The following is a 15967-nucleotide window of genomic DNA, read 5'->3' as shown; positions in this document are numbered from 1 at the left end:
CCGAAGCGCCTTCAAGATGCCAAAGACGCATGCATAAAGTCGATCATCGAGCGTGACCCGGTCCGCGGCACGGGAATTGCGAAGTTTGTCCCGAAGACGCGATCTATCAAAAAACCCGTCACTGATCACAAGGCACCAAGTGGCGACCGGTGAATTTTGACATCGGTTCCGGTGCCGGTCTGTCCTTTGAGAACGCAATGTGCATCAAGCATTCCGGGGCACCCCTTTTCAGATCATAAGAAAGGGATGAAGCGACCTCGGTCGTCAGATCCAGACCGTCGATCTGGCCGGTGATACGCACGGCCTCGCCTTGGCCGGTGGGGCCACGCGAACGCAGCCCCAGCGCGGATGACCATGTGGTTGAGGATGCCCGCCATACCGGATGTTGTGTATGGTTTCAGATGTTCGACAGCGACATAGCCTTCGCTGTGGGCCTGGGTAGCCCCACCTGAACATGCGTTGCCCACTGCCGCCGCCCGATTACAACTTTTAACCTTGCAGCCGGAACAACAAATTACGCCTATGATCCAAAACCACACCCGCTTTATTGGATGAGTCGTTCACGCAGTATTGTGAGCGTCGACGAAATCTATCTGATCTTTGTCAGATGCTTGATCGACTTTTCGGCGTGTTGGTGCTGCGACACGCCTTCCCTTGGTTATCTTCGTGTGCCCTGCTTCTTCGCCGTTTCAACGAAATGTAGCACGGCACGCGATCGGTTGTTTCGTTTCCAGGCCAACACGGTGCGGCTGCGGTAGTCGGGATGGATGATGGGCCGTGTCTCCACAGTACGGCCGAGGAAGCCGATCAGACTCTCAGGATAGATGGTAACGCCAAGACCTGCCGAAACCAGCCCGATCAGCGCCAGCGTGTTGGACGCTTCGAGTGTTGGCGTAAGATCAATGCCCGAACGGCTGAATAGGTCAGCGAGGCGATAGCGGAATTCACCCCATTCCGCCATGTCGCCCAGGATCAGAGGTACGTTTTGCAAATCGTCCGGTTCTATGTGGCTTTTGCGTAAAAGAGGGTGCGACCGGGGGGTGACGACATAAAGCAGTTCACTGCTGAGAAGCACGCTGTGGCAATCACTGTTGTCATACGGACCGATCATGAATCCGACGTCGATTTCGTCATTGGCGATGGCGATTTTCTGACCTTGGGTGCGCATGTATCGCAGCGCAAGCGAGATGTCGGGGTGTCGCTGTTCGAAACGTGCCACCGCGTGCGGCATCAGTTCCGTGGCGGCAAAGGCCATGTAACCGACACGAACGTGACCGGAGCGGCCTTCCGCGATGCGCCGCGAGTCGTTGATCGACTGCACATAGTCATCCAGCAGATGTAGCGCGGAATTATAGAAATTCTGGCCGGCTTGCGTCAGCAGCACTTCGCGGGTGGTGCGTTCCAGAAGCGGATAGCCCAGTTGCGCCTCAAGTCTCTGAATGCGGCGACTCAGCGCCGATTGATCCAGCGCCAAACGTTCCGCGCTGCGTCTGAAATTCAGTTCCTGCGCCACCGTTACAAAGGATTGCAGCAGAGAAAAATCAGGCAGCGTTGACATCTAACGGCTTCCGATTGTGGAAAAAAATAGGTGATGCATATCATGCATTAATAAATGTTGTTTCGTCAATTCAGTTTCGTTTCTCAAAGGTTCACCCTTGGTCATGTTCGGTCAAAGGGCGCGATAAAGTGCTTCTGAGACGGTCAAGTATCAGCAAACTCCCCGTTTTGGGCATGGAGGACACATGAGCGACATCGACAACAAAGAACTGGATCAAATGCTTCAGGCTGCATTTGATGCATCATCAAAGCTTTATCAAGAGCGCGGCTTTCAGCGTCGCGTCGGCTTTGGCAAGCGCCCCGCGTTGATCAGCGTGGATTTGGCGAACGCATGGACCCGTCCGGGCAACCCCTTCACCTGCGATCAGGAGAAGATGGATAACGAGATCATTCCGGGGATGCAGAAGCTTCTCAAGGCGTTCCGCGCGCAGCAGCTTCCGGTTGTTCATGTGACGACGGCGTATGAAATCACCGACCGCAACGCGCCGTTCACGGATATGGGTCTGTGGCATGACAAGATCCCTGTGGATGTCGTTGATCTGGCGGACAAGGATCTGTGGGCCATCGATAGCCGCATCGCGCCGGTTGATGGCGAATACACCTTGCTGAAAAAGCGCGCTTCGTCCTTCCACGGTACTGAGCTGGCGGGCATTTTGCGGGCCAACAATGTGGACACGATCCTCGTGACCGGGGTGACCGCATGTGCCTGTGTGCGCCAGACGATCTGCGACGGCATTGCAGACGGGTTCCGCCCCATCGCCGTTCGTGAAGCCATCGGCGACCGCGTTCCCGGTGCTGTTGCCTGGAACCTGTTCGACATCGACGCGAAGTTCGGTGACGTCAAATCGGTGGATGAGTGTGTCGCCTATATCGACAGTCTTGGCGGCGTGGCCGCCGCTGCCGAATAAAAAACGCAAGGCGCTGTCGGAAAGGCAGCGCCTTTTTACATTCTCAACAGGGGAAAAAGAACATGCAGATCCGGACAGTTTTCGCGACCACTGCGGCGTTGTGTTTCGCAGCCGGGACCACCTTTGCAAACGATGGTGCCGAGAAAACCTTCAAGGTCGTCGGGACCTGGGGCAATCTTTCCTCCTGGCAGAATGTCGAACAACCCTTCTGGGCCGACAGTTTGCCCGCAGCAACAAACGGCAAGATCGGGGGCGATGCCATTCCGATTACCGAAGCAGGGCTGAAAGGCACCGAGGTCATGCGCCTTCTAAGTCTCGGCGTGTTCGAGGTGGCGCATGGTTTGGGCAGCTACGTCGCGTCGGAAAACCCGGCAATCGAAGGGGCTGACCTTTCGAGCATTGCGACCGATTTTACCACCATGCGCGCCGTCGTCGATGCATATCGCCCGACAATGGACGAGCTTTTCCGGAATACCTATGGCGCGACAATCGTGGCGCTGCACCCATGGCCGGCATCAATGATATACTGCCGGGACGAGATTTCCGGTATTTCCGATCTGGAGGGGCGCAAGGTGCGCGTCCATTCCGCAACGCTTGGCGATTTCGTCGAGGGTGCGGGTGGCGTAACCGTAACGCTGCCATTCGCCGAAGTCGTGCCAGCGCTTGAAAAAGGGGTTGCCGATTGCGCAATTACCGATCCGGTATCGGCATTCAAAGCAAGCTGGCACGAGGTTATCAATCACGTATTCGCGCTGCCCGTCGGGTACTCGATCACTTTTACGGCCGTCAACGCAAAGCTGTGGGACGGGCTGGACGCAGAGACCAGAGAGACAATGCAGGCGGCCTTTGACGATATGGTGAATGACGGCTGGACACTGGCAGAATCCGAACAGGAGATGGGTGTCGGATGCCTGACCGGAACGGTCGACGAATGCACCCTTGGAACGCCGGGAGACGCCGTGCTCCACCGGCCAAGCGAGGACGACACAGCCGCCCGTCAGACCATTCTTGACGACTTCGTTCTGGCCCGCTGGGCCGACCGGTGTGGCGCCGATTGCGTCAACGCATGGAACGCGACTGCCGGGCAGGCCTCGGGGCTTGTTGCACCCGCGCCGGGCGGCTGATCCGGTATATCTGCCCGGACCGCTTAGCATAGCGCGGTCCGGGCTTTCCATCCGCCTCACAACCACGGAGAGAACATGTATCAAACGGCATTGTCATACGTTTTCCGGCTGTCGCTTTTTGCAGTCTGGATAGGCGGCTCCATGATGGTGCTGGCGGCTGTGATGGTGTCGGTGGATGTTCTTGCACGCAAGATCCTTGGCGTGACCTTGGGCGGTTCCGACGAGATTTCCGGCTACCTCTTCGCGGTCGCCACCGCCTTTGCCTTTCCCTACGCCGTGATGCATCGCGCAAATGTTCGCATTGATGTGGTTTACATGCGGTTGCCGGCGGTGGTCCGTGGTGCGCTGGACATCTTCGGACTGGCGCTGCTGACCGGTTTTGCCGGTGTCGTGACATGGCGTGCATTGGCGATGGTGGCCGTCACCTGGAAAAACAACTCCCATTCGATCACGCCATTGCACACACCGTTGATCCTGCCGCAAGGCCTGTGGGTTCTGGGATGGTGTCTGTTCTGTCTGACACTGGTGTTTCTGCTGGGCGGGCTTGTGGTGGCATGGCTGCGCGGTAATTGGGCAGAGGTACAAAAACTGGGTGGAGCCCTGTCGATGGAAGAAGAGATCGAGGACGAAACAAAAGGCGTCCTGCCCGAAAAGTCCGACCCCACGCCAGACCCGCGCCCCGTTGCGGAAGGAGTATAACGCATGCTTGGTTCCGCTTCAGGAATACTCTTCGGGCTGATCGCGCTGAGCGTGCCGATTGCCGCTGTGGTGGGCATTCTTGCCTTCGTGCTGGCCTGGCTCTATTCGCCCATGCCGCTCTATCTGGCGGCGGGCGACATCTTCTGGACCAACAGCATAGACTTCATCCTGATCGCGGTGCCGCTGTTCATCCTGATGGGCGAAGTCCTGCTGCGGGCAGGCATTGCCGAGCGGATGTATAACGCGCTGACACATTGGATTTCATGGTTGCCCGGCGGGCTGATGCATTCGAATATCGGGGCCAGCACCCTGTTTGCCGCGACCTCCGGTTCGTCAATCGCGACGGCTGCCACGGTCGGCACGGTGGCGATGCCGCAGATCGATAAAAACGGCTACAACCCGCGCCTGTTCATGGGCACGCTGGCCGCAGGCGGCACGCTGGGTATCCTCATCCCGCCCTCCATCAACATGATCGTCTATGCGCTGTTGACCGATACTTCGGTGCCAAAGCTTTACCTTGCCGGATTTCTGCCCGGATTTCTGCTGGCGCTGTTGTTCATGCTCACCGTCGCCCTGGCCTGTATCATCCGGCCCGCTTGGGGCGGACAGCCGGAAAAATCCAGCTGGCGCGCGCGCATCGCCTGCCTGCCCGACCTGTTGCCGCCGCTGGGGATCTTTCTGGTCGTCGTCGGCTCTATCTATGCCGGGATTGCCACCCCGACAGAGGCTGCATCCCTGGGCGTGGTCGCGTCCCTTGGACTGGCAGCGTGGACCGGTACGCTCAATATCACGATGCTGCGGCTTGCGCTGGAATCCACCATGCGCACGACAGCAATGGTGATGTTGATCGTCTTTGCCGCGATCTTTCTGAATTTCGTGCTCGCGGTGGTCGGACTGACCGACCTGCTGAGCGCTTTCATCAACGGTCTTGGCCTCAGCCCGATGCAGACGATGATCGTGATCGTCGTGGCCTTCATGTTTCTGGGCTGCTTCATGGAGGCGTTCTCGCTGCTTCTGATCGCGACGCCGCTTCTCGCGCCGATCGTTGCGGGGCTTGGCTTTGACCTGATCTGGTTCGGCATCCTGATGATGCTGATGCTGGAAACCGCGCTGATCACGCCGCCCATCGGGGTCAACCTGTATGTGATCCAGGGGGTGCGCGGGCGTGGGTCAATCAATGACGTCATCATCGGCGCGCTGCCTTTTCTGCTGGCGCTGATAGCGATGATTGCCCTGCTGCTGATTTTTCCGCAAATCGCATTGTGGCTGCCGGACACATTCGGCTGAAACGAATGAACAAGATGAACAAACAACCAGGAGGATGAAATGGCTCGAATTGGCGTAGATGTCGGGGGTACGAACACTGATCTCGTGCTCGAAACCGGCGCAGGTGTATTTTACCACAAGGTTCCCACGACCCTGAAAAACCAGTCCATCGGCGTTGTCGAAGGGGTGCAAAGCATCTGCAAGATGGCCGGGATCGAGCCGTCCGAGATTGAAACCATTGTCCACGGTACGACGACCGCGACCAATATCACGATTGAGCATAATGGCTCGGAATGCGGGATGATCACCTCGGAAGGGTTCCGTGATATCCTGCATATCGGTCGGCACAAGCGGCCGCATAACTTCTCGCTGCATTTCGACGTGCCATGGCAGAGCCAACCACTGGTCAAGCGACGCAACCGGATTTCGGTGGCCGAACGCATCGTGCCGCCGACCGGCGAAGTGCTGACCCCGCTTGACGAGGATGCCGTGCGCGATGCGTGCAAACTGTTCAAGAAGCGCGGCATCGAATCCGTCGTGATTGGCTTCATGTTCGCCTTCCTCAACAACGCCCACGAGCGCCGTGCGCGCGATATCGTGCTGGAAGAAATCCCCGAGGCCTATGTCACGTTGTCTTCCGAAGTGGCCAATGTGATGCGCGAATACGAACGCTTTTCGACCGCTGCAATGAATTCCTATGTCGGGCCAAAGACGGCGTTCTACCTGCGTGATCTGGAGGCCAAGCTGCGCGAGGCGGGCGTGGGATCCAAGTTGCGGATCATCCAGTCGAACGGCGGAGTGTCCACTGTCGAGGCCTGCGCCAAGCGACCGGTGCGCATCCTGATGTCCGGCCCGGCGGGCGGTGTCATCGGCGGCGCATCCGAAGGGGAAATGGTCGGGACCGGCAATATTATCACCGTCGATATTGGTGGTACCTCTGCGGATATCAGCACCATCCCCGAACATCAGATCAAGATCATGAACCCGCGTGACACCTATGTCTCAGGCCATCCGGTGCTGACACCGATGATCGACCTTGTCACCATCGGCGCGGGGGGCGGCTCTATCGCCTATATCGACGAGGCGGGGGGCTTCAATGTGGGCCCGCGTTCTGCCGGGTCAGAGCCGGGACCGGCCTGCTACGGGCGCGGCGGGACAGAACCGACCGTGACCGACGCGCAGATCGTGCTGGGTCGGCTTGATCCGGACATGGCGCTGGGGGGTGATCTGCAACTGGACGCAGAGCTGTCCCGCAAGGCGGTGGAAGAATATATCGCCAAGCCGCTTGGCATGAACGTTACTGATGCCGCGCTTGGAATTATCAAGATCATCAACAACAACATGGCGCTGGCGATCCGGTCCAATTCGGTTGCGCGTGGGGTCGATCCCCGCGAATTCTCGATCATGCCCTTCGGCGGTGCCGGACCGCTGCACGGCGTGGCCCTGGCCGAAGCGACATCGGCCAAGGACGTAATCGTGCCGGTCGCGCCGGGGATCACCGCCGCTGTTGGTCTGCTCAAGACCGATCTGCAATACGAACACACCGAAGCGCTGATCATCGAGCTGAACGCGGCCAAAGACGCGGAATATGCGCGGATAAACGAAGCGGTGGCGTCCTTGCGTGACAAGGTGGCGGCAGAGCTTGCCGCAGACGACATTCCGCAAGAGGCGCAAAAGATCGAGGTCATTGCCGAATGCCGGTATCATGGACAAGGCTTCGAACTGCGCGCCTCCATGCCTGACGGGCCGGTGACAGCAGAGACCTATCGCACCATCACCGACAGCTTCCACGACCAGCACCAGCTTGATTATGGCTACAGCTACCGCGATGCGGAGGTCGAACTGATCACCCTGCGCGCCATCGGATCGGCCTCTGCCCGCAAGATCGAGATCCCGAAGGTACAAGAAACGGATGGATCGAGTGTGGACCGTGCCTTGATGTTCGTGCGCACCACCACGTTCGACAACGGCCAGACGCTGGAAACCCCGCGCTATGACCGGTCCAAACTATATGCCGGTGACGTCGTGAACGGCCCGGCGATCCTTATTCAGCACAATTCGACCACGCTCGTTCCGCCGGGATACGCCGCCGAAACGCTGGCGCATGGCAACACCCGCATCCGCCTTGTCGGCGCGGCTTGAGAAAGGGAGAGACAGACATGAACGTCATGACCAAACCCGAAACAACCGAGGTGGACCCGATCTCTCTTCAGGTCATCCGCGGCGCGTTCGAGACCATAGCAGAGGAAATGGGCCATGTGCTTTATCGCATGTCCTTTTCTTCGATCATCCGTGAAAGCCAGGACCTGGGCGCGGGGCTGTTCGATACGGATTACAACACTTTGTGTGAAAGTGAATCGACTCCGATGCATATCGGCTCGATCCCCGGATACCTGCGCGGGATCGAGGAAACGCTCGAAGACGGCGAGTGGTTCGAGGGCGATGTGGTTGTCCACAACCATCCCTATTACGGCGCATCGCATACGCCAGACCTCGCCATCGTTGTGCCGGTGTTTTATGAGGGCCGTCTGGTCGGGTTTGCAGGCAACACCGCGCACCATGTCGATATCGGCGCGGCGACGCCCGGTCTGATCATCGACGTGCCGGACGTGTTTGCCGAAGGGATGTTGCTGGCGGGTGTAAAGCTCTATCGCAAGGGCAAGGCCAATACCGGGATGTGGAACTATATCCGCATGAACAGCCGCGCAGCACAGCAGCTTATCAGCGATATCGAGGCACAGGTCGCTTCAGCGCGTCTGGGTGCGAAACGGTTCGTCGAACTGATCGAGAAATACGGCGAGGATGTCGTCTTTGGCGCGGCCAATCAGCTGATGGATTATTCCGAGCGGATGACCCGCCAGCGGTTGTCGGAAATCCCCGACGGGGACTATGAAGCCGAGGGATTCCTGGACGATGACGGGCGCAACCGGGGCCAGCAGCTAAAGGTCAAAGTAACGGTCAAGGTGCGTGGCGACGCGGTCGAGGTGGATCTGACCGGATCGGCCGATCAAACGCCGACCGCCTATAACGTGCCATTCGAGGGCTCAACCAAAGTCGCGGCCTTCGCGGCGTTCCGCAAGCTTCTGCTTGATACCGCCACCTCCGAGATGCGCGTGCCCTCGAATGAAGGGTCGTTTCGCCCGATCAAGGTAACCGCGCCGCTGGGGTCGATCTTCAATCCGAAATTCCCGGCTTCGGCCGAGGCGCGGTTTACCCAGTGCAACCGCATGATCGACCTGATCATCCGCGCGCTTGCGCCGGTCTTGCCGGAAACGGTCATTGCGGGATCTTCGGCCTCGATCTCTTTCGCGGCCTATTCGGGCGTGCGGCCGTCGGGGGACTACTGGGTATTCCTCGAAGTGAACGAAGGCGCCTATGGCGGACGGCCCCGGTCGGACGGGCCGGATGCCATCGACAATCTGATGGCCAATACCCGCAACAACCCGCTGGAAGATCTGGCGATGCATATCCCGATGATCTGCGACCGATACGAGCTGCGCGATGACATGCCGCCGGGCGCAGGGGAGTTCCGGGGCGGTATCGGCGTGGTAAAATCGCAGCGTGTCCTGACGCCGGGCTTCATCACACATGAAAGCGAACGCCACACCGAAGCACCTTGGGGCATCTTTGGCGGCCATGAGGGTGCCGTAGGCAAGTGCCTGCTTTACAACTATGCAACGCCGGATGACGTGACCGAAATGCACTCCAAGTTTTCCGGACTGGAGGTCAAGGCGGATGACGTGATGGCCTATTACAGCCCCAACGGGGGTGGTTTTGGCAATCCGCTCAACCGCCCGGCCAAGAAGGTGCTGGAGGATGTGCTTGACGGGTTCTGCACGGTGAAACATGCCCATGACGCTTACGGCGTGGTGATCGATCTGGAGGAAGAGACCGTCGACATCGAGGCAACAAACAAGCTGCGCGATAAGATGCAGCGCCAGAACTGAACACAGCCCCGGTGCATCACGCACCGGGGTTTTTCGTCGAAAACCAAATAGAGACCGACAACAGGGGATCACACATGACCGTCGTAGACCGGGTACGAGATGCAGAACACGAGCGCAGTGCGCTTGTAGAGGAATCCATACTTCCAACGTTACAAGGCCAAAGACCCATCGGGATGCTGGGCTATGCCTGGATCTGGGTGGGCATTGCCGTCATCATCGCAACCTATTCACTGGGCGCGGCGGGCGTCGGGGGCGGTGTGCCCCTGTCCACCGTCATCATCACCATCGCGCTGGCCAATCTGGCAATCGGCGCCTTCATGATGCTGACGGCGGATATTGGCACCGAACACGGCCTGACCTTCGCCGTCTATCTGCGCGCGCCATTCGGTGTGCATGGAACGCATCTTCCCGCCATGTCGCGCGGCGTTGTGGCGGCAATGTGGTTTGGCATCCAGACCTATCTCGGCGCGCTGGCGCTGAACGGGATCGGGCAGTATTTCCTGGGCTTTGACAGCTGGGTGGTCTGGTACATCGTCTTCGCGCTTGTCCAGATCATCAACACGGCCTCGGGGATCAAGTCGGTGGAGCGGCTGGCCTCACTGGCGGCACCCGCGATCATCGGCATTTCGATCTGGATGTATTTCACGCTGGAAGGCGTGGCCGAAACGCAGGGCATCAATATCTGGACCTTCCAGGCCACGGGCGAGATGTCCTTGTTGGTGCTGTTCATCGCCAATATGAGCTTCTGGTCGACAATGGCTATCGACGTTCCGAACCTGACACGTTTCGTCAAGGTGCCGTCCGGCGAGCGTGCCTTTTTCAAGCGCAATCGTAACGTGTTTCTTGCACAGCTTCTGGCGCTTCCGGTCACGCAAGCCTTCATCGCCGGGCTGGGTGCGGTGTCGTTCATTGCCACTGGTAACTGGAACCCGATCGAGGTGATCCAGGGCGAAGGGCAGGGGTTGTCGCTGGTCCTGTTGCTGGCGCTTGTGGTGCTGGCACAATGGTCGACGAACAACTCGGCCAACCTGATCCCGTCGGCGCTGACCTTCATTAACCTTGCACCCAGAGTGATCAACTACAGGATGTCGGTTGTCCTTGCCGGGATCGTGGGCACATTGTGCTTTCCCTGGCAGATCCTGAACAATCTGTTCGTCTTTCTTGGCTATTATGGCGCATTCCTGTCAGCCATTGGCGGCATCATGGTCGCGGATTACTATCTGCTGCGCAAACGCCGGATCAACGTTCCGGATCTCTTCAAGCTTGACGGACAGTTCCGCTATGCGGGCGGGTTCAATCCGGCCGGATTGATCGCCTGGATCGTGGCAGGCGGGATCGCTGCGTATTTTTCGCAATATGCCTTTGTCATCGGCTTTCCGCTTGGGTTGGTTCTGTATGTGGTGCTGATGAAGGTATTGGTGCTTCACGCGCATCCGCAACAGGAAATCGAAAGCGGATATTCTGACGAGTATCTTGCAAGTTCGGAAGGCAAGAGCTGGGTTTACCTGGGCCAGGGTCAATTCGAGCGCCTGACCGAAGCTGAAGCGCAGGGCAGCGCGGTGGGCCGCGAAGACCTCTGACCGCTGCAAAGACACCTCCCCGACTGGTCGCGCCTTGGGGCGCGGCCTTTTTCATTGCATGAGCCGGACTGAACCGTGCCCCCTACCGGGAGGGATGCAGCAGGGTCGCTCCGCGGGCAATCGAGCTACGCGAGTGAGTGCCGGTTGCCTTATTGCCGGGCTAAGGCAGCGGCGACACCCCCAATACGACCGGATGTGCGGCAATCAACATCGCGTATAAGCCTGCGGACAGGATCCCCCGAATGACAGTTCCGCGCCAGGAGGCCGGGCTGGGTATCATGGGGCTTCTGGTGACGCGCTCGCGCAATTCTGCCCATTGATCCGGCCCCATCTCGCGCTTTCGGCGCCGGTCTACCAGCTTCATTCCCAGCAATGCGAACGCGCTGAACACGCCAAAAAGGATCACATGGGCCAAATCGCCGTTGGGCACGAGATGCGCCAGCGCCCACAGCGCCAACGCGGCCAGCAACGGATGGCGCAGCCAGCGGATAAGTCCGGGATGCGCCGGATCGAAGGTGTTGTTGCGCGCCCCGCCAAATGAAAACGGGTTGGGTCGGGCCGCCCCGAAACAGACCAGAATACAGACCGCTGCCATCGCGGTCATGGGCACCCATGCCTGCCAATTGGCGCGAGTCCATAGCTCGACAAATGGTGTCTGCGCCGCTGCCATGATCAGCCAGGCCAGCGCGACAAGCGAGATCATGGAATATGCGGTGCTGAACCCTCGTCTGCCGAGTATGTTCACAAGCCGCCCCTTGATCGCAGGCCGCAATGGCAAGCTGTGCATGATGAAGAAGGTTGCAAAAGCCGCAAGATAATTTGCCCAGCCCATCAGCTCTTTCCCGGTGTCGGTCGTAGCAGGGAAGGTCCGTACAATACGGCGAAACCTCCATAGGCGCAGATCCAGAACACCGCCGCACTGGTCAGGAATGGCAGGTCGGGCCAGATCGACGCGCCAACGCGGACCAGAACGGACAGGACCATCAAACCATAAAGCGCAACCGTGCCACGACCGGCTGTCAGCGTCTGCCCGGTATGTCCCAAGGTAGCGCGCGTCATCACGGCAAGTGTCATCAGCCCGGCGGCACCCGCCATCCACAGGTGCTGTGCCGCATCCGGCGCAAGACTGCCCGGCCACAGCGTCGCGCAACCAATCGCAACCGCGCCAAGCGGCACAAACCCGTATCCCGCGTGCAGCACCAGCACCAGAGGTTCCGATACGGTGCGCAAACCCTGCCACCGCGCCAAACGCAGTGCATGCAGGAAACCAATACCCAACAACGCGATGCCGGTCAGTTTTGCCATCGGCCAAAGCGTCCACACCACCAGCGTCCCGGCCGTGAGCACAAGCGCGATCCGGTCAAATCGTTGCATCGGTGGGGCAGGGCGCGCCGCGTCGTTGGCTTTGACCAGCCAGTTGCGGGTGAAGCTCGGGATGATCCGACCGCCAATCAACGCGATGAACATGACGATCGCGGCGGTGCCAAGACGCAAGCCGATGCCCTGTGCCGCGACACGCCCGTTGGCCGCGTCCAGAAAAAAGAGCGCATCGGCCAGCACGAAAAGGCTTAGAACGGCCAGTACCCCAAGATTGCGCCAGTTCCGACCTGCGATGATTTCGCGCAGGATCACAGCACCCAGTAGGGTCGGAAACGCCAGATCGATCAAGGCAGCGAAGCCTGCGGGCAAAAGCTCTGACAGCGCCACCGCCACGCGCCCGGCGAGCCAGATCAGCGCAAGCAATCCAAGACGCCAGCCGGTGACCGGCAACCGCCCGGTCCAGTTCGGCACCGCGGTCAAAAGAAAACCGGCTAAGATTGCGCCCAGTGTTCCAAAAAGGAATTCATGCGCGTGCCACGATACGGGATCGAATCGCGTCGGCAGGCTAAGTCGCCCCGCCAGCATCAGCACCCAAAGCATCATCGCGCATACGGCCCAAATGGATGCCCCCAGAAAAAAGGGACGAAATCCATAGGACAGAATTGCGGGGCCGGTCCACCGGCGCATGCTTGTCATTGTTCGTGCCGCCATGGGTGTCAGCCTGTGAGAAGGACCGTCGATGCGGTCGGCTTTGAAATTGCCACGGCAGCCATCAACGATCATCCGTTGCCGGTAGCGGATTTTTCTTGACCCAGGCCTCACCCAGATAAGGCATCGCGGGCGCGCCTTGTTCAGACGGCAGACCATAACTCAGCCCGCGCCCGATCCGGTGCGCAAGCGCGGACCAGGCCTGCGCCAGCGGTTGCGGCAGCTCTTGGTCGAGAACGGCGTCGAACAATGACAGCCAGACGGGAAAATGCTGCGATTTTACGTTCCCGGCGGCCCTGTGCACCTGCATCGGGTTGCCGTCATAACAGCGCTGAAGCAGCAGGGCGTTGCGCCAGAACCGACCGATCTTTTCTTCGTGGGTCGGCCAGTCGTCGACATGCGCGGCGAAAACTGCGCCGAGCGCCGGATGGCTTCGGACACGGGCGTAGAACTCGGATACGACCCGGTCGATCTGGTCTTCTGTGACGGGAATACGCGGCGGCATGGTCACGCCACGATCACCCAGACGACAAGCAGGCTTGCCACGAGGTAGACAAGCGTGTTGACCATCCAGCGGATGAGGGCGGCTTCGCCCTCCGGGTCAACCCCCAGACGTTCGCAGGCCTTGGTTCCCGGCCAAAGGAATAGTTCGGACAATGTCATCAACTTGATCCTTAATCAGTATTTCTGATGCGTAATATATAAAGCTTTTAAATGCGTATTGTAAATGCTAAATATATGTCATGCAGTTGGATAAGTTTACCGATTACGCCCTGCGGGTGCTGATGACCCTGGCGGTACGCGCGCCCGCGCGTGTGCCCACGTCCGAGATTGCCGCGCTGTACGACCTGTCGGATCACCATCTGTCCAAGGTCGCCACCCAACTGTCTCGCGAAGGGTTTGTCGCGTCTGAAAGAGGACGCAATGGCGGGCTGACCCTGGCGCGGCCAGCAGATCAGATCAGTGTCGGCGCGGTCATTCGGGCGATGAAGCGCGATGATCCGGTCGTGGAATGTTTCGGGCCCAACAAATCTTGCCTCATCCTGCCTGCCTGCGGGTTGCGCGATCCTTTGGCCGAAGCGCAAGAGGCGTTTTTCTCCACCCTTGATCGCTATACCCTTGCAGAGGTAACGCGTTCGCGCAGTGCGCTCGAGGCATTGTTGAAAGTGTGACGCAGAAGATGTCCCTCGGAACAGCGCATGTATCGGGGTCCAAAGGCATCTATCCCATGACAAACATGCCGACCGCGCCGCGTAAGCGCCAAAGTGGCGCTTGCAGCTATCCATACGGTATGCGCAATTGGCCCCGAACCTATCCAAGACACCAAAGCCGGTAAGACAGCCCCATGACCATCGTCACCCGATCCGGAACCCATCTGACCGTTCTTGCGGTTCTGGGTGTGACACATCTGCTGAACGATCTGATGCAATCGCTGATCCCGGCGGCCTATCCGATCCTCAAAGAAGCCTATGCGCTGGATTTCGTCCAGATCGGAATGATTACGCTGACCTTCCAGATCGCCGGAGCCATGCTGCAACCGGTGGTCGGCATGATCACCGATAAACACCCCGCGCCCTATTCACCGGTGGTCGGCATGATGTTCACACTGTCCGGCCTGGTCTGCCTCGCCTTTGCGCTGAGCTATGCGATGATCCTGGTGTCGGTGGCGCTGATTGGGGTCGGGTCGTCGATCTTTCACCCCGAAGCGACGCGTATGGCACGGTATGCCGCCGGCGGCCGTCAGGGTTTGGCGCAGGGGATGTTTCAGGTCGGTGGACAGGCCGGCGGGGCGTTGGGGCCGGTATTCGCCGCCCTGATCGTCGTACCGTGGGGGCAGCCCAGCCTGGCTTGGTTCGCGGTCATCGCGCTGGTGGCGATGATGCTGTTGACCTGGATCGGAAGCAAGCAACGTCAGATCAGTGCGGAATTTGCGGCCTTGCGGGCGCGCAGCAAGGCCAATCAGGTGGCGGTCAGTCATGCGCCCCTGACTATCGGCATCGGACTTGTGGTGCTGACGCTGCTGATGTTCACCAAGAATGCCTACAACGAGAGTTTCCGGTCATTCTACACGTTCTACCTGATCGAACGGTTCGATCTGTCGATTCCGGCCTCGCAGATGATGCTGTTCGTGTTTCTGATGGCCGCGGCGGTCGGTGTGTTGATCGGCGGCATGGTCGGCGACCGGATCGGGCGGTATCGGATCATCTGGTTCTCGATGTTGGGGCCGCTGCCGCTGACATTGATGCTGCCATATGTGGACTTGTTCTGGACCGGTGTTCTGACGGTGATGATAAATCTGATCATGGCCAGCGCCTTCGCGTCGATTCTGATCTACGCGATAGATCTGCTGCCCGACCGGATCGGACTGATCGGAGGCTTGTTCTATGGGCTTAACTTTGGACTGGGTGGCGTGGCCGCTGCGTTCCTGGGCGTGCTGGCGGACAGTTACGGGGTTGAGGCGGTGTACCGGTTCTGCTCGATCCTGCCGCTCGCTGGCCTGTTGGCGTGGTTTCTGCCACGGATCGACGACCGGCCGGTCTAGTCCGCGTGCCGCAGTGTATCCGTGCGGTCGGTTGCGTCATTCATGCAGAGATTCGTGGACGCGCGCGTCGTAACATTGAATACTGCCCTTGAACCAATGGGCATAAAGGCAAGCGAAAGGCCCGGACATGGAATGGCCTTGGACTTCCGGCGGTTCTGGCCGATATGAGAGGAACCTGTCAGACAGGTAGCGTTACGCGGATATGTCTCTTGCGCATACCTGACATGCCACTGACCGGATTGACCGGACGCCGGGATGTTTCTATCTCGACATGAAAGGCGGACCGCGATGGCGTCGCGGTGGGTGCCTTTAATCC

14 protein-coding genes are annotated in these 15967 nt (G+C 59.2%); 9 read left to right on the top strand and 5 right to left on the bottom strand.

Going from position 1 to position 15967, the window contains the following annotated elements:
- Positions 1–658 precede the first annotated feature (658 nt).
- Positions 659–1558, bottom strand: a complete 900-nt coding sequence (locus tag B8991_RS19545; protein WP_084354966.1) for a LysR family transcriptional regulator — start codon at positions 1556–1558, stop codon at positions 659–661.
- A gap of 184 nt (positions 1559–1742) precedes the next feature.
- On the opposite strand from B8991_RS19545, the gene B8991_RS19540 reads away from it, so the two are divergent.
- The 7 genes from B8991_RS19540 to B8991_RS19510 all read left to right on the top strand — a co-directional run bounded on the left by B8991_RS19540 (position 1743) and on the right by B8991_RS19510 (position 11081).
- A complete protein-coding gene (locus B8991_RS19540) occupies positions 1743–2465 on the top strand; it encodes an isochorismatase family protein (RefSeq protein ID WP_084354965.1) in 723 nt (240 codons plus the stop codon).
- Positions 2466–2527: 62 nt separating this feature from the next.
- Positions 2528–3589 (top strand): TRAP transporter substrate-binding protein, encoded by a 1062-nt coding sequence (locus tag B8991_RS19535; protein WP_084354964.1) that lies wholly within the window; start codon positions 2528–2530, stop codon positions 3587–3589.
- A 75-nt stretch (positions 3590–3664) separates the two neighbouring features.
- Entirely contained in the window at positions 3665–4288 is a 624-nt protein-coding gene (locus tag B8991_RS19530) for a TRAP transporter small permease subunit (RefSeq protein ID WP_084354963.1), read from the top strand.
- Positions 4289–4291: 3 nt separating this feature from the next.
- A complete protein-coding gene (locus B8991_RS19525; protein ID WP_084354962.1) occupies positions 4292–5575 on the top strand; it encodes a TRAP transporter large permease in 1284 nt (427 codons plus the stop codon).
- A 39-nt stretch (positions 5576–5614) separates the two neighbouring features.
- Positions 5615–7696 (top strand): hydantoinase/oxoprolinase family protein, encoded by a 2082-nt coding sequence (locus B8991_RS19520; RefSeq protein WP_084354961.1) that lies wholly within the window; start codon positions 5615–5617, stop codon positions 7694–7696.
- 17 nt (positions 7697–7713) lie between these two features.
- Positions 7714–9501, top strand: coding sequence for a hydantoinase B/oxoprolinase family protein (locus B8991_RS19515; RefSeq protein ID WP_084354960.1), 1788 nt, complete (start codon positions 7714–7716; stop codon positions 9499–9501).
- Positions 9502–9575: 74 nt separating this feature from the next.
- Positions 9576–11081, top strand: coding sequence for an NCS1 family transporter (locus tag B8991_RS19510; RefSeq protein WP_084354959.1), 1506 nt, complete (start codon positions 9576–9578; stop codon positions 11079–11081).
- Positions 11082–11241: 160 nt separating this feature from the next.
- On the opposite strand, the gene B8991_RS19505 is transcribed toward B8991_RS19510, so the two are convergent.
- From B8991_RS19505 to B8991_RS21600, 4 genes are all read right to left on the bottom strand, one after another.
- Complete coding sequence (locus tag B8991_RS19505; protein ID WP_084354958.1) at positions 11242–11913, bottom strand: NnrU family protein; 672 nt, start codon at positions 11911–11913, stop codon at positions 11242–11244.
- Positions 11913–13097, bottom strand: coding sequence for an NnrS family protein (locus tag B8991_RS19500; protein ID WP_235866711.1), 1185 nt, complete (start codon positions 13095–13097; stop codon positions 11913–11915). Before B8991_RS19500 ends, B8991_RS19505 begins: the two co-directional genes overlap by 1 nt.
- A gap of 76 nt (positions 13098–13173) precedes the next feature.
- Positions 13174–13614 (bottom strand): group III truncated hemoglobin, encoded by a 441-nt coding sequence (locus B8991_RS19495; protein WP_084354957.1) that lies wholly within the window; start codon positions 13612–13614, stop codon positions 13174–13176.
- Between the two features lie 2 nt (positions 13615–13616).
- Positions 13617–13772: a hypothetical protein gene (locus B8991_RS21600; protein ID WP_179141555.1), complete on the bottom strand. Its 156-nt coding sequence runs from the start codon at positions 13770–13772 to the stop codon at positions 13617–13619.
- 80 nt (positions 13773–13852) lie between these two features.
- On the opposite strand from B8991_RS21600, the gene B8991_RS19490 reads away from it, so the two are divergent.
- Both B8991_RS19490 and B8991_RS19485 read left to right on the top strand, forming a co-directional pair.
- The gene (locus tag B8991_RS19490; RefSeq protein ID WP_084354956.1) at positions 13853–14281 is read left to right on the top strand and encodes an RrF2 family transcriptional regulator; all 429 of its coding nucleotides are present in this window, start codon (positions 13853–13855) and stop codon (positions 14279–14281) included.
- Between the two features lie 173 nt (positions 14282–14454).
- Positions 14455–15651 (top strand): MFS transporter, encoded by a 1197-nt coding sequence (locus B8991_RS19485; protein ID WP_084354955.1) that lies wholly within the window; start codon positions 14455–14457, stop codon positions 15649–15651.
- The last annotated feature ends 316 nt before the right edge of the window (positions 15652–15967 follow it).

Source organism: Primorskyibacter flagellatus, from assembly GCF_900176485.1.
GTDB lineage: Bacteria > Pseudomonadota > Alphaproteobacteria > Rhodobacterales > Rhodobacteraceae > Primorskyibacter > Primorskyibacter flagellatus.
This window is presented reverse-complemented; position numbering and strand designations above follow the sequence as displayed.

What these genes read in the sequence shown, in the direction of transcription:
- B8991_RS19500 (WP_235866711.1), bottom strand. Translation starts at nt 13,097, where the DNA reads ATGACAAGCATGCGCCGGTGGACCGGCCCCGCAATTCTGTCCTATGGA.
- B8991_RS19530 (WP_084354963.1), top strand. Translation starts at nt 3,665, where the DNA reads ATGTATCAAACGGCATTGTCATACGTTTTCCGGCTGTCGCTTTTTGCA.
- B8991_RS19525 (WP_084354962.1), top strand. Translation starts at nt 4,292, where the DNA reads ATGCTTGGTTCCGCTTCAGGAATACTCTTCGGGCTGATCGCGCTGAGC.
- B8991_RS19515 (WP_084354960.1), top strand. Translation starts at nt 7,714, where the DNA reads ATGAACGTCATGACCAAACCCGAAACAACCGAGGTGGACCCGATCTCT.
- B8991_RS19540 (WP_084354965.1), top strand. Translation starts at nt 1,743, where the DNA reads ATGAGCGACATCGACAACAAAGAACTGGATCAAATGCTTCAGGCTGCA.
- B8991_RS21600 (WP_179141555.1), bottom strand. Translation starts at nt 13,772, where the DNA reads ATGACATTGTCCGAACTATTCCTTTGGCCGGGAACCAAGGCCTGCGAA.
- B8991_RS19490 (WP_084354956.1), top strand. Translation starts at nt 13,853, where the DNA reads ATGCAGTTGGATAAGTTTACCGATTACGCCCTGCGGGTGCTGATGACC.
- B8991_RS19505 (WP_084354958.1), bottom strand. Translation starts at nt 11,913, where the DNA reads ATGGGCTGGGCAAATTATCTTGCGGCTTTTGCAACCTTCTTCATCATG.
- B8991_RS19520 (WP_084354961.1), top strand. Translation starts at nt 5,615, where the DNA reads ATGGCTCGAATTGGCGTAGATGTCGGGGGTACGAACACTGATCTCGTG.
- B8991_RS19485 (WP_084354955.1), top strand. Translation starts at nt 14,455, where the DNA reads ATGACCATCGTCACCCGATCCGGAACCCATCTGACCGTTCTTGCGGTT.
- B8991_RS19535 (WP_084354964.1), top strand. Translation starts at nt 2,528, where the DNA reads ATGCAGATCCGGACAGTTTTCGCGACCACTGCGGCGTTGTGTTTCGCA.
- B8991_RS19545 (WP_084354966.1), bottom strand. Translation starts at nt 1,558, where the DNA reads ATGTCAACGCTGCCTGATTTTTCTCTGCTGCAATCCTTTGTAACGGTG.
- B8991_RS19510 (WP_084354959.1), top strand. Translation starts at nt 9,576, where the DNA reads ATGACCGTCGTAGACCGGGTACGAGATGCAGAACACGAGCGCAGTGCG.
- B8991_RS19495 (WP_084354957.1), bottom strand. Translation starts at nt 13,614, where the DNA reads ATGCCGCCGCGTATTCCCGTCACAGAAGACCAGATCGACCGGGTCGTA.